The 14,075-nt window shown below is 44.0% G+C and carries 11 protein-coding genes and 1 riboswitch; of the genes, 10 read left to right on the top strand and 1 reads right to left on the bottom strand.

Annotated elements, in window-relative coordinates:
* Positions 1-123: 123 nt before the first annotated feature.
* Positions 124-1,305, top strand: coding sequence for a cell division protein FtsZ (gene ftsZ / locus NDN13_RS13635; protein WP_101235489.1), 1,182 nt, complete (start codon positions 124-126; stop codon positions 1,303-1,305).
* Positions 1,306-1,416: 111 nt separating this feature from the next.
* Positions 1,417-2,319 (top strand): UDP-3-O-acyl-N-acetylglucosamine deacetylase, encoded by a 903-nt coding sequence (gene lpxC, locus NDN13_RS13630; RefSeq protein WP_251115839.1) that lies wholly within the window; start codon positions 1,417-1,419, stop codon positions 2,317-2,319.
* Between the two features lie 98 nt (positions 2,320-2,417).
* Here the strand turns inward: lpxC and NDN13_RS13625 are convergent, their stop codons facing one another.
* Entirely contained in the window at positions 2,418-2,858 is a 441-nt protein-coding gene (locus tag NDN13_RS13625; RefSeq protein WP_101235487.1) for a DUF721 domain-containing protein, read from the bottom strand.
* 105 nt (positions 2,859-2,963) lie between these two features.
* Between NDN13_RS13625 and NDN13_RS13620 the strand changes: the two genes are divergently transcribed.
* The 8 genes from NDN13_RS13620 (at position 2,964) to glmM (ending at position 14,064) form a co-directional block, all read left to right on the top strand.
* Entirely contained in the window at positions 2,964-3,668 is a 705-nt protein-coding gene (locus tag NDN13_RS13620; RefSeq protein WP_159414092.1) for a M23 family metallopeptidase, read from the top strand.
* Between the two features lie 204 nt (positions 3,669-3,872).
* Positions 3,873-6,590, top strand: a complete 2,718-nt coding sequence (aceE, locus tag NDN13_RS13615) for a pyruvate dehydrogenase (acetyl-transferring), homodimeric type (protein WP_251115838.1) — start codon at positions 3,873-3,875, stop codon at positions 6,588-6,590.
* A 2-nt stretch (positions 6,591-6,592) separates the two neighbouring features.
* Positions 6,593-8,560: a 2-oxo acid dehydrogenase subunit E2 gene (locus tag NDN13_RS13610; RefSeq protein ID WP_251115837.1), complete on the top strand. Its 1,968-nt coding sequence runs from the start codon at positions 6,593-6,595 to the stop codon at positions 8,558-8,560.
* A gap of 123 nt (positions 8,561-8,683) precedes the next feature.
* A complete protein-coding gene (locus NDN13_RS13605) occupies positions 8,684-8,971 on the top strand; it encodes a hypothetical protein (protein WP_251115836.1) in 288 nt (95 codons plus the stop codon).
* Positions 8,972-9,005: 34 nt separating this feature from the next.
* A riboswitch (yybP-ykoY riboswitch) is annotated at positions 9,006-9,147 on the top strand.
* Positions 9,148-9,230: 83 nt separating this feature from the next.
* Positions 9,231-9,806: a TMEM165/GDT1 family protein gene (locus tag NDN13_RS13600; RefSeq protein WP_251115835.1), complete on the top strand. Its 576-nt coding sequence runs from the start codon at positions 9,231-9,233 to the stop codon at positions 9,804-9,806.
* Between the two features lie 162 nt (positions 9,807-9,968).
* Positions 9,969-10,775: an oxygen-binding di-iron domain-containing protein gene (locus NDN13_RS13595; protein WP_251115834.1), complete on the top strand. Its 807-nt coding sequence runs from the start codon at positions 9,969-9,971 to the stop codon at positions 10,773-10,775.
* A gap of 356 nt (positions 10,776-11,131) precedes the next feature.
* Positions 11,132-12,598 (top strand): IMP dehydrogenase, encoded by a 1,467-nt coding sequence (gene guaB / locus NDN13_RS13590; protein WP_016542643.1) that lies wholly within the window; start codon positions 11,132-11,134, stop codon positions 12,596-12,598.
* A 128-nt stretch (positions 12,599-12,726) separates the two neighbouring features.
* Positions 12,727-14,064, top strand: a complete 1,338-nt coding sequence (gene glmM, locus NDN13_RS13585) for a phosphoglucosamine mutase (protein ID WP_251115833.1) — start codon at positions 12,727-12,729, stop codon at positions 14,062-14,064.
* The last annotated feature ends 11 nt before the right edge of the window (positions 14,065-14,075 follow it).

The following is a 14,075-nucleotide window of genomic DNA, read 5'->3' as shown; positions in this document are numbered from 1 at the left end:
AAATCTGCCACTGTACTTGACAAGCTAGCGATTATTGAACAGCATCCTAAACATCAGTTGTTTAAAAATCAGGGCAGTAACGGGCTGAAGTAACTGCCATTAATATTAGGAAATCTAAAGGTCATGGCCTCATTTGAATTTATAGAAGATGAACTAGACAATGGCAACGGTCAAGCCCGTTTCACAGTATTTGGCGTTGGTGGTGGCGGTGGTAATGCCGTGCAGCATATGGCGCAATCTGACATTCAAGGTGTAAAGTTCGTTTGTGCAAATACTGACAAGCAAGCCTTGGATAGCATGAATGCCCCGTTCAAAATTCAATTGGGTGAACAAAGTACACGTGGTTTGGGTGCAGGTGCGAATCCTGAGGTGGGTCAAATTGCGGCAGAAGAAAGCCGTGAAGTGATTCGTCAGCATCTTGAAGGCACGGATATGGTGTTTGTCACTGCCGGTATGGGCGGTGGTACAGGTACCGGTGCTGCGCCAGTGGTTGCTGAAGTTGCCAAAGAAATGGGCATCTTGACCGTAGGTGTGGTGACTACGCCATTCAATTTTGAAGGTCGTCGTCGTCAAAAGTCTGCTGAAAAAGGCATTGATGCTTTAGAAGCACATGTTGATTCATTGATCATCATTCCAAACCAACGCTTATTGAGCGTATATGGCGATATTTCAATGAAAGATGCCTATAAAAAGGCAGATGATGTGTTGCTGAATGCGGTACGCAGTATCTTTGATCTGGTCGTGAATCGTGGTCATATTAACCTCGACTTTGCTGACTTGAAAACAGCGATGAGTACACGTGGTTATGCCATGATGGGTGCTGGTTTAGGTCGTGGTGAAGATCGTGCTCGCCAAGCAGCTGAGCAGGCGATCCGTAGCCCATTGCTTGATAATGTGAATATTATCAATGCGAAAGGTGTGTTAATTAACATCACGGGTGGGGATGATATTACCCTGCGTGAAACTGAAATCATTACCGATGTGGTCAACCAGATTGTTGACCTAGATGAAGGTGAAATCTTCTACGGTACGGTATTTGATCCAGATGCGCGTGATGAATTACGTGTCACTGTTATTGCAACAGGTTTAACCCGTAATGCCAGTGAGGTTGATCAAAAGCGTCGTGCGGTGACTTCACATGCACCAGTTTCTCAATCTGCGCAACAATCAGTTGACGAAGATGATGTTCCTGCGATCAGCAAACGTGCAAATACTGAGGCACCAGTGAGCGCTGCGGCAAGTTCTACGCCACGTTCATCGCCAATGAGCATTCAAGACTATCTGAAAAATCAACAGCGTAAATAATAAAATCATATATTTAGCGAAAGGGGGCAAGTAATTGCCCCCTTTTTTATTTTTTTAAAATGGCAAAATATGCTAAGTTATATCGGTTTTTGCAAATGAAGTTGGTATGGCATGTTGAAACAACGTACTCTCAAGCGTGTGGTGAAAGCGAGCGGTATTGGTCTGCACAGTGGTCAAAAGGTGCTGATTAATTTTGTTCCGCATCATATTGATGGGGGTATTGTCTTTCGCCGTATCGACTTAAATCCTCCAGTGGATATTGCGGCCAATGCGCTGTTAATCCAAGAAGCATTTATGTGCTCGAATCTGGTTCGTGATGACATTAAAGTCGGCACCATTGAACATGTGATGAGTGCGATCGCGGGTTTGGGGATTGATAACCTGATTGTTGAAGTGTCTGCTTCCGAAGTGCCGATCATGGATGGGAGTGCAGGGCCTTTTATCTATTTGCTGATGCAAGGTGAACTGGCGGAGCAAGATGCGCCAAAGAAGTTCATTCGTATTTTAAAGCCAGTAGAGGCTTTAATCGACGACAAAAAAGCGATTTTCTCACCTCATTCAGGTTTCCAGCTGAATTTTACCATCGACTTTGACCATCCTGCTTTTGCCAAAGAGTACCAATCGGCAACCATCGATTTCTCCACGGAAACCTTTGTCTACGAAGTTAGTGAAGCACGAACCTTTGGCTTTATGAAAGATTTGGACTATTTAAAAGCCAATAATCTGGCTTTGGGGGCGAGTCTTGAAAATGCGATTGGTGTGGATGATACCGGTGTGGTCAATGAAGAAGGCTTGCGCTTTGCTGATGAGTTTGTGCGTCATAAAATTTTAGATGCTGTCGGTGACTTATATTTGCTTGGGCATCAAATTATTGCCAAGTTTGATGGTTACAAATCGGGACATGCGCTGAACAACCAGCTATTACGCAATGTTCAAAACGATCCAAGCAGCTATGAAATTGTAACATTTAATAACGAGAGTGATTGTCCAATTCCTTATGTAAGTGTGACATAAGTCATTGTCTTTTATTGTCTATGTTATATTGTAACAATTGAATCTGAGATTTTCGTCACACAAAACTAGTGTGTATTCCAACACTTAATCTATGAAGTTTACTTTTTATTGCTTGCCAAACGTAGTAAAGCTTGGCTAAGCTTAGGGTCGCTCACATATTCAGCGGCGCTGCGCAATTGCTCTTGGGTCTCTGATGTCAGTGTTTTTGTTGGGGGAGAGGGTTCACGAGAGACAAGCGTTTTGTTTCTTAACCGAACTTGAATTTTTCGTAATTCCTTGAGTCCTTCGAGCTGAGCTAACTGCGCAACATAGTGGCTTTGTAAATAGCTGAGTTGACTAATCATTGCTTGATTTTCACCCGTTATGATCAATACACCATGTTGATAACAAACAACCTGCCATTGCTCTGGTTGGGGCAGTAGGGGTTGAATAATTTTCGTAAGTTGTTTCCATTGTGTGACTTGCGTCGTCAGAAACGTTAAGTTTCCAGTTTTTATGTGTTGTCCTTTCTGTTGGAAAACGTTGTTAGGTTCAGACATAGAACTTCCTCGGAGGTGATGTGTCCATCTTAAGCGTTTGCTTCAACTGTTATCAAGGAACAGATGATAAAGGAACGTTTGAAGGACGGTTTCAAGAGGTTTTTTATGCATCATACGCGTCGTATTTTACTCGCATTTTCGTTGGCTGCTTCAGCTGCTTCGGTTGCTTTCGCAGATTATCAGAACATTGGTCAAGCCACAGGTGATGACCGTCTAGAGCAACTCTCAAAAACCTTAGCTCAAGGTTCTTATACTCATTCTGCTGATATGGATCTGCCAGCCGTATCGAATGTGTCAGTTAAATTACGTGAAAAAACCATTGAATTGAACAATGCAACGATCGAGAAGAAATATGGTCGTTCAGCGATTTCATCTCAAGACAATGCACCTTCTTCGTTCTCTGCAAATACAGGTTATTCTTGGCTCGTTAGTCATCCATTGCAAGAAGGCCGTGTCAGCTCTTCTTGGGGTAACCGCACCCTATTAGGTTCAACTCGTCACCATTCAGGTGTTGATCTTGCTGCACCATCAGGTACGCCAATCTATGCGACTGGCCCGGGTGTCGTAACCAAATCTGGTTGGGGTACGGGTTATGGTCAGTATGTTGAAATTGATCATGGCAACGGTTACATCACTCGTTATGCACATGCATCGCGTTTAATGGTCAATGCGGGTGACCGTGTTGGCGCAGGTGAGCATATTGCCAATGTGGGCTGTACGGGTCGTTGTACCGGACCACATTTACATTTTGAAGTTGTGAAAGATGGTCAACGGAAAAATCCATCAACTTATTTAGCAATGTTGCCTTAATGTAATTTGTTAACAGTTGTATATAAATATCCGAAAAAATCGCCTTTATTGGCGATTTTTTATGTTTTTTGTTTTATTTCGGTCAATGACTATTTTGTCAGAAAATAATAAGGCATTTTGCATTCATTTAGGGCAATACCTCTATCACCGCAAAACATGATAAAAATAGGGTTGACAAATAACTTAAGGGAAAAGGTGAATTGTATGGCGTTTTATGGCGACTCTGACGCGCAAGAAACCCAGGAATGGCAAGAAGCATTTGATTCAGTATTACAACATATGGGCACGGAGCGTGCTGCCTTCTTACTAGAAAAACTTTATCAACGGGCTATTGCAAAACATGTTCCAATCCAACGCCTAAATACTCCTTACCTCAATACCATTTCAGTTGAAGAGCAACCAGCCATGCCTGGTGATCAGGATATGGAGCGTCGTATCCGTGCCTTGATTCGCTGGAATGCATTGGCAATGGTGTTGCGTGCCAACAAAACGGGTGACGATCTCGGTGGTCACCTTGCAAGTTTTGCATCATCTGCAACGCTTTATGATGTTGGTTTTAACCATTTCTTCCGTGCTGCCTCTGATAACTTTGGCGGTGACATGATTTATTACCAAGGTCACTGTGCTCCTGGTATCTATGCGCGTTCGTTCTTGGAAGGGCGTTTAACTGAAGATCAATTGAATAATTTCCGCCGTGAAGTGGGTGGCAATGGTCTTCCGAGTTATCCGCATCCGTATTTAATGCCAGACTATTGGCAGTTCCCAACCGTATCGATGGGTTTAGGCCCGATTATGTCGATTTACCAAGCACACATTCAAAAGTACTTGATGAATCGTGGTTTGATTAAAGAAGAAGACCGTAAAGTCTGGGCTTATCTGGGCGATGGTGAGATGGATGAGCCAGAAAGTACAGGTGCAATTTCACTGGCAGGTCGTGAAAAATTAGATAACTTGGTTTGGGTGGTGAACTGTAACTTACAGCGTCTGGATGGCCCAGTACGTGGTAATGGTAAGATCATTCAAGAGCTTGAATCATTGTTCCGTGGCGCAGGTTGGCGTGTCATTAAAGTGGTGTGGGGCCGTCATTGGGATCCACTGCTTGCACAAGACACTTCAGGTGCTTTAAAAGCGGTTATGGAAGAAACAGTTGATGGTGAGTATCAGCGTTATCAAGTGAAAGGTGGTGCATATACCCGTGAGAAATTCTTTGGCAAGTATCCAGAAGCTGCGGAACTGGTCAAAGATTTAAGCGATGAAGACATCGATAATCTTAATCGTGGTGGTCATGACCCGTACAAAGTTTTTGCTGCCTATGCAGAAGCAATGAAAGCCAAAGGTCAGCCAACCGTTATTCTTGCGAAAACGGTCAAAGGCTATGGTTTGTCTGAAGAAATTGAAGCGGTGAACAAAACCCACCAAATCAAGAAAATGCAGATCGATTCTTTGAAATATGTACGTGATCGTTTTAACCTGCCATTTACGGATGATAAGTTAGAAGAGCTGCCATTCTACCGCCCAAGTGAAAACTCTCCAGAAATGAAGTATATGAAGGCGCGTCGTGAAGCACTAGGGGGTTACCTACCTGCACGTCGTCGTGAGAGTGAAACTTTAGCGATTCCTGAACTCTCTGTATTTGATGCTGTATTAAATGGTTCAGGTGGTAAAGAGCAATCGACCACGATGCTGATGGTGCGTTTAATTGCGGCTTTACTGAAAGAAAAAGCCATTAAAGATCGCGTCGTACCAATCGTTCCAGACGAAGCACGTACTTTTGGTTTAGAAGGGATGTTCCGTCAGCTCGGTATTTATGCCGCACACGGTCAAAAATATACCCCAGAAGACCAAGAACAGTTAATGCATTACCGTGAAGCAAGTGACGGTCACATGTTGCAAGAAGGGATTAACGAAGCGGGTGCGATGAGCGCTTGGGCTGCGTTGGCAACCAGTTATTCAACCAATAACTTGCCAATGATTCCAATGTACATGTACTACTCAATGTTCGGTTTCCAGCGTATTGGTGACATTGCATGGGCTGCGGGTGATGCACAGGCACAAGGTTTCTTGTTAGGTGCCACTGCGGGTCGTACTACATTGAACGGTGAAGGTTTACAGCACCAAGATGGTCATTCACATATCTTGGCGAACACCATTCCAAACTGCGTATCTTATGATCCATGTTTTGGTTATGAATTGGCGGTGATCGTCCATGATGGTTTACAGCGTATGTATGTGAACCAAGAGCGAGTGTTCTATTACTTAACTGTAATGAACGAAAACTACGAGCATCCTGCAATGCCAGAAGGCGCTGAGGAAGGCATTAAACGTGGTATGTACTTGTTCGAAAAAGATGAAAAAGCCACTGTGCAATTACTGGGCTCAGGTGTCATTCTTCGCGAAGTGATTAAAGCTGCGAAAATCTTACGTGATGAATACCAAATCCATTCAAACGTTTGGAGTGTCACCAGCTTCAATGAGTTGTCGCGTGATGGTATGGCATGTGAAGAATACAACCGCTTACACCCACTGACTGAAGAAGTGAAAGAATCTTGGGTATCTAAACAGTTACGTGGTACAGAAGGTATCGTGGTTTCTGCGACAGATCATATGCGTGCGTATAGCGAACAAATCCGTGCATATCTTCCAGATGGTCGTCCATTTGTTGCCTTAGGTACCGATGGTTATGGTCGTTCAGATACACGTGCGAACTTACGTAGTTTCTTTGGTGTTGATGCTGCGCATATCGTGGTTGCGACGTTGAAAAAATTAGCGGACGAAGGCGAAGTAGAAAACCGTTTGGTCAAAGACGCAATTTCTAACTTTGAGTTAGATACGGACCGTCCAGTGGCATGGGCGCCGCAAGCACATCCAGAAGTTCAGGCAGTTGCTGAATACCATGAAACGCAAACAGGTGAGGGGAAATAATCATGCAAATCCAAGCACCTGATATTGGCGTAGATAAAGCACTGGTTGCAGAAATCTTAGTCAAAGTGGGCGACCATGTTGCAGTTGACGATAGCCTTCTGGTTTTAGAATCAGATAAGGCAACGGTAGAAGTACCAAGTACTGCGGCAGGTATCGTGAAAAGTATTCTGGTTGAACAGGGCGATGAAGTCACTGAAGGCGTTGCATTGATTGAATTAGAGTCTGAGTCTGCTGCTGAAACACCTGCGAACGAAGCACCGAAAGCGGAAGCGCCAAAAGCCGAAGCAAAAGCTGTGGTTGCTGAAACAAAAGCACAACCCGCTGCTGCACCAGCAGCGACTGCAAGCCAGATTGTGGATGTCAAAGTTCCAGATATTGGTGTAGAAAAAGCCTTGGTTGCAGAAGTGCTGGTCAAAGTCGGTGATCAGATTGAACCAGAACAAAGTATTGTAGTGGTTGAATCGGACAAGGCGACGGTAGAAGTCCCAAGTTCGGTTGCGGGGATTGTGGAAGCGATCCAGATTAAAGAAGGCGACAGCATCAAAGAAGGCGTGGTTTTGATTCAGGTCAAGACTGCGAGCGTTGCAACGTCATCTGAACCGCAAGCAGCCCCAGCTCAAACAGAAGCGCCAGTGGCGACAACAGAAGCACCAACTGCAAGCAATGCTCCAACAGGTAATGTTGAAATTGAAGTACCTGATTTGGGCGTAGAAAAAGCACTGGTTTCAGAAATTCTGGTCAATGTTGGCGATCGTGTTGAGGCGCAACAAAGCCTATGCGTGGTTGAGTCAGATAAGGCATCGGTTGAAGTGCCAAGCTCCGTGGCAGGCATTGTAAAAGCAATTCATGTGTCTGCGAATCAAGAAGTGCGTCAAGGCGTGGCTTTGGCAACGATTGAGGTCAGTGGTCAGGCCGCTGCACCAGCAGCAGCGCCAAAAGTACAAGCTCCTTTGGCACCAACAGCAAGCGCAGCGCCAGAAAAACCGCAAGCTCCTGCAACGACAGCAGCAACTGCGCCAGCGCAAGCTGAGAAGTTGACTAAACAGCAAGAAGCAGACAATGCCAAGGTGTATGCAGGCCCTGCCGTGCGTAAACTGGCGCGTGAATTAGGTGTTATTCTCGGGCAGGTTAAAGCATCAGGCGAACATGGTCGTGTGATGAAAGACGATGTCTTTGCTTATGTGAAAACACGTCTGACCGCACCACAACCGACTGCTGCAACGCAAGCCGCTCCAGTGGCTTCAGGCTTACCGAAGTTGCCAGACTTTAGTGCATTTGGTGGCGGTGAAGTGAAAACAATGACGCGTTTACAGCAAGTGTCTGTACCGCAATTATCATTGAATAACTTTATTCCGCAAGTGACACAGTTTGACTTGGCGGATATTACCGAGCTTGAAGCATGGCGTGGCGAACTGAAAGATGGCTTTAAAAAGCAAGGTTTGAGCTTAACCATCTTGGCCTTTATTGCTAAGGCGGTTGCGCACTTGTTAAAAGAAGAGCCTTATTTTGCGGGGCATTTGGCCGATGATCAAAAGTCAGTATTGCTGCGTAACGAAATCCATATGGGGATTGCGGTTGCAACGCCAGATGGCTTAACCGTTCCAGTATTGCGTAACCCTGACCAAAAATCAATTAAGCAGATTGCAGCAGAGTTGGCTGAACTCAGCCAAAAGGCGCGTGATCGTAAATTGTCACCGAAAGATCTACAAGGTGCCAACTTTACCATTACCAGCCTAGGCAGTATTGGTGGAACAGCATTCACACCATTGGTGAACTGGCCGCAAGTCGCGATTTTGGGTATCTCACCTGCCACCATGCAACCAGTATGGAATGGTAAAGACTTTGATCCGCGCTTAATGTTGCCATTGTCATTATCGTATGACCATCGTGTGATTAATGGTGCTGATGCGGCACGTTTTACCAATAAGCTGACTAAATTATTGAAAGATATTCGTAGCTTATTGCTCTAATTGCTTTTTGAATTTAGAAAACCTCGCTTTGGCGGGGTTTTCTGTTTTTAGGCTGAATAAAATATGAATAGATGTGTGTTATGTTGACCTGAGAATAAATTTGCATTGCGAGAAGGAGCAGGGATGTTGGTGATTTATCGGGTGATGCTGCCTTTATTACTCATAGTTTTTGTGGCGATGGGGCTATGGGTCAGCTTTTTACATTTTCCCTGGGATTGGGTGGTGTATGTGGTGATGGGGTTTGAAGTGTTGTTTGCGACAGTGGTGATGGCAATGGAATACCAAGCCCAAAATGTAGGTGGGGCAAGTGGTTGGGGCAGTTTTGGCTTTTTGTGGCTCAGTGCCTATTTAGCTTTTTTTCTCGGTTTATTACGTGTGCTCATTTGGAGTTACCAAAAATTCTGGGTTTAAGCATTCAAAAGCATTTTATTGTTTGCTAGAATAGTTTCACTTCATTGGGGAGTAGCCGCTCTTTACGCAAAGTAAAGAGGTGATGATCAACATAATTGTTCAACCGAACATGGTCATCATAGCAAAGAACCAAGAACAGCTTCTCAGCTGTGCTTTTGTTGGCAAGACCTTTGATTTACCACTCTGCATCAATCTATTTGATTTTGGCTAGCAGGAGCGGTAGGTCATCGGTATATTTTGCTAGCCAGAGCATTCAACTATGTATGAATTCCTCATCTCCACCTCAATTGTTGCCCTTGCTGAAATGGGCGATAAAACGCAATTGCTGGCACTGTTACTGGCTGCACGTTTCCGCAAACCGATTCCGATTTTAATTGCCATTTTACTGGCCACCACGATCAACCATGGTATTTCTGCTGTCTTGGGACAATGGATTACCACCGTACTCAGTCCTGAAGTTTTGTTATGGATTTTGGCACTTGGTTTTATTGGTATGGCCATCTGGATGCTGATTCCAGATGAACTGGGTGATGAAACTGAAAACATCAATAAATGGCAGAAATTCGGGGTATTTGGTGCCACCTTCATTTTGTTCTTCTTGGCTGAAATTGGTGATAAAACCCAGATTGCAACTGTCGCTTTAGCAGCACGTTTTGACAGTGTGTTCTGGGTGATGCTGGGTACCACATTCGGGATGATGCTTGCCAATGCGCCTGCAGTGTTTATTGGTGATAAATTAGCGGATAAATTACCGATTTCATTGATTCATAAAATTGGGGCTGCGATTTTCTTGGTCGTTGGTGTCTCTGCTTTGGTACAACACTATTTCCTTTAAACGGATTGAATCTCAAACCCATCAAGACCCATCTAGTAGAGATGGGTTTTTTCTTATCAATTATGATAAAAATCCAATATCTGATTGAAACATGAACTAAATCCCATTATTTTATTATGGAATTAAAATATTTCATATTTAAAGAATTTTTCTGGGGTGGTTATGAGTTTTGAGCGGACAACATCGCAAATACTGTTTGATAATGGCACACATAAATGCATTAGTTTTACCAGTTTGGTTAAAGGGGAAGGCATTCAGGCCAATCAATTTTTAATTATTGATCATGAGCGTGCAGCGGTTCTAGATCCAGGTGGTGACCTCACCTATGTGCCTCTAACCATGGAGCTCAATCGTTATACCAAATTAAAAAATTTGGACTATGTGATGGCTTCACATCAAGATCCTGACATTATTACCTCAATGCCGCGTTGGTTGGTGTATACCGATGCCAAAGTGGTGGCCTCTAAGCTATGGGCGCGCTTTTTACCGCATTTGAATTCAGCTTTTATGAGTGATCGCATGAAAGGCAATTGGGAAGAGCGCTTGATCGAGTTATCGGATACGGGACAGATTATTCCTTTGGGTGAATCTTCTATTGTTGCAGTGCCTGCACATTTTCTACATTCGGTGGGGAATTTCCAGTTTTATGATCCGACCGCCAAAATTTTATTTTCAGGAGATATGGGTGCTTCCATTGTTGATGATGCCAGCCAGCCAATTACCGATTTTGAAGCCCATATTAAAAAGATGAAAGGCTTTCATCAGCGTTATATGTGTTCCAATAAAGTCATTCACTTATGGGTGAATATGGTGCGGCAAATGGATTTAGAGATGATTGTGCCGCAACATGGGACTGCCTTTGTTGGCAAGGCCATGATCACTCAGTTTTTGGACTGGATTGAAACGCTGGAGTGTGGCGTGGACTTAATGAATGAATATGTCTTTAGCTTGCCCACTGAAATGAGCTAAGTCTTTTTCTATTTGGAGCAGCAAAGTCAACATCATGGTTCATTCGATGGGATAGGGCAACTGTTGGGTTGCCTATTTATACATAAAGTCATTCAAGCTGTAGGAAGGTGCAGTCTTCGCTTGTAACAAAGTACGATGCTTAAATCATTTATCTTGTGCTTATGGATTGCACACAGGTATTTGAAAATCATGGTCATTATGATCAAACTTACTGACGAATTTGCTGTAATCTGCATGAAGAAATGACTGAGTAAATTCTGTGCTCAGCACAGATTCAAATTATTTTCATCATAGAAAATGAAAATCGCATCGAAATTTGTTTATAATAGCTCACGGAAATTACCAGTGAGATTGTTATGCTGACCATCGTTCAAGAAGCGTTAACCTTCGATGATGTCTTATTACTTCCTGCCTACTCAACTGTTCTCCCAAAAGATGTCTCCCTAAAGACACGTTTAACTCGCGGAATTCAACTTAATATCCCTCTCGTTTCTGCTGCAATGGATACCGTGACCGAGTCACGTATGGCGATTGCGATGGCGCAAAACGGTGGTATTGGTATTTTGCACAAAAACATGGATATCGCAGCGCAAGCCGCTGAAGTCCGTCGTGTGAAAAAATTTGAAGCAGGTATGGTGAAAGATCCGATTACGGTCACCCCTGAAACAACAGTTCGTGAATTGATTGCAATCACTCAGGCCAATAATATTAGTGGCGTACCTGTTGTGAAAGACGGCAAAGTGGTTGGAATCGTGACAGGTCGTGATACACGCTTTGAAACCAATCTTGAACAGCCTGTTAGTAATATCATGACAGGTCAAGACCGTCTCGTAACTGTACGTGAAGGCGAGTCTAAAGAAAATATCCAAGCATTATTGCAAAAACACCGTATTGAAAAAGTATTGGTTGTTGGTGAGAACCATGAGCTGAAAGGCTTGATTACGGTGACTGACTTCCGTAAAGCTGAAAGCTATCCAAACAGCTGTAAAGATGATTTGGGTCGTCTACGTGTGGGTGCTGCGGTCGGTACAGGTGCTGAAACACCAAGCCGTGTCGAAGCTTTGGTCGATGCAGGTGTTGATGCGATTGTGGTGGATACCGCACATGGTCATTCTGCTGGCGTGATTGAACGTGTACGTTGGGTTAAAGCCAACTACCCACAAGTGCAAGTGATTGGTGGCAACATTGCGACTGGTGATGCTGCATTGGCATTGCTTGATGCAGGCGCGGATGCCGTGAAAGTCGGTATCGGCCCTGGTTCGATTTGTACCACACGTATCGTGGCTGGTATTGGTATGCCACAGATTTCTGCAATTGATAGCGTTGCAAATGCATTGAAAGATCAAATTCCTTTGATTGCAGATGGCGGTATTCGTTTCTCTGGCGATATGGCGAAAGCGATTGGCGCAGGTGCGAGCACGATTATGGTGGGCTCACTCCTCGCTGGAACTGAAGAAGCGCCAGGTGAAGTTGAATTCTTCCAAGGTCGTTACTACAAAGCATACCGTGGCATGGGTTCATTGGGTGCAATGGCGGGTGTATCTGGTTCTGCTGACCGTTATTTCCAAGATGCTAAAGCGGGTGCTGAAAAGTTAGTACCAGAAGGCATCGAAGGTCGAGTGCCATACAAAGGCCCAATGGGTAACATCGTACATCAAATGATGGGTGGTTTACGTTCATCAATGGGTTATACCGGTTCATCTGTGATTGAAGATCTTCGTCAAAATGCAAAATTTGTGAAAATTACTTCAGCAGGGATGTCGGAATCACATGTTCATGATGTCACGATTACTAAGGAAGCACCAAACTATCGTGTTGGTTGATTTTTAGTAATTTTGTTGATTGAAAAACCGTCAGGCCACTGACGGTTTTTTTTGTTTTGGTGTAAAGTGAAGTGGATGAAGAAAGATATGGTTATAGACCATATAAAAGATAAGAAAGTGAGTAGAAAATGAGTTATTTTGGTACCGATGGAATTCGCGGCAAATTTGGACAACTGCCAATTACACCTGAGTTCGCATTAAAGTTAGGCTTTGCCGCAGGAAAAGTATTAAAAAGAAATAGCCCTAAAAATAAACCGATTGTAGTGCTGGGGAAAGACACGCGCTTATCGGGTTATATTTTAGAAGCTGCTTTACAAGCAGGTCTGAATGCCGCAGGGGTATATGTGCATTTGTTGGGGCCACTCCCAACGCCTGCCATTGCCCATTTAACTCGCGCGCTGCATGCGCATGCTGGGATTGTGATTTCTGCATCGCATAACCCTTATTTTGATAATGGGATTAAATTCTTTTCCAGCGAAGGTAAAAAACTACCAGATGCTCTACAAGACCAAATCAATCAGGAACTGGAAAAAGAGTTGTTGATTGAGGACACCGCGCAATTAGGTAAGAGTGTGCGTGTTAAAGATGCCAATGGTCGTTATATCGAATTTTGTAAATCAACCTTCCCGTACCATTTCGACTTACGTAATTTAAAAATCGTGGTGGATTGTGCCAATGGTGCAGCCTATAGCGTAGGCCCATCGGTGTTCCGTGAGCTCGGCGCTAAAGTTATTCCATTATTTAATGAACCTGATGGTTTAAATATCAATGAAAACTGCGGTTCGACTCATCCTGAACAGCTACAAAAAGCAGTGTTGGAACATCAAGCCGATGTGGGGATTGCCTTTGATGGTGACGCTGACCGTGTGGTGATGGTGGATAAAAATGGTCAATTGATTGATGGTGACCATATCCTGTACATCCTTGCAACTCAGGCGAAGAATAAACCAGCGGGCGTTGTGGGTACCGTGATGAGTAATATGGCACTTGAGTTGGCTTTACAAAAAGCTGAGGTAGGCTTTGTACGTGCCAAAGTCGGTGACCGTTATGTATTACAAGCCCTAGAAGAAAAGAATTGGGTCACAGGTGGTGAGCCATCAGGTCATATTCTGACTTTGGATAAGAGTACAACGGGTGATGCGATTATCGCAGCGTTACAAGTGCTTACGGTGATGGTTGAACAAGGCAAAGCCTTACATGAGTTGGTGGATGGCTTTGTGTTATTCCCGCAAGTGTTGGTCAATGTTCGCCTACAACACATGATTGATCCTTATTCGATTCCTGCCTTGGTTGCAGAATTTGAAAAAGCTGAACAGCAATTGAAAGGTCGAGGCCGTTTATTGATTCGTAAATCAGGCACAGAACCTGTGATTCGTGTCATGGTGGAAGGCGATCAGCAGCAAGAAGTTGAGGCTTTGGCCAATCATTTAGCTGATGCAGTACGTGCTCAAGCCCAAGCTGCTTAAGGGAGAGCCAG

It is taken from the genome of Acinetobacter sp. C32I (assembly GCF_023702715.1).
Taxonomy (GTDB): domain Bacteria; phylum Pseudomonadota; class Gammaproteobacteria; order Pseudomonadales; family Moraxellaceae; genus Acinetobacter.
Note: the sequence above shows the minus strand (reverse complement) of the source record. Positions and strands in the feature narration are given on the sequence as shown.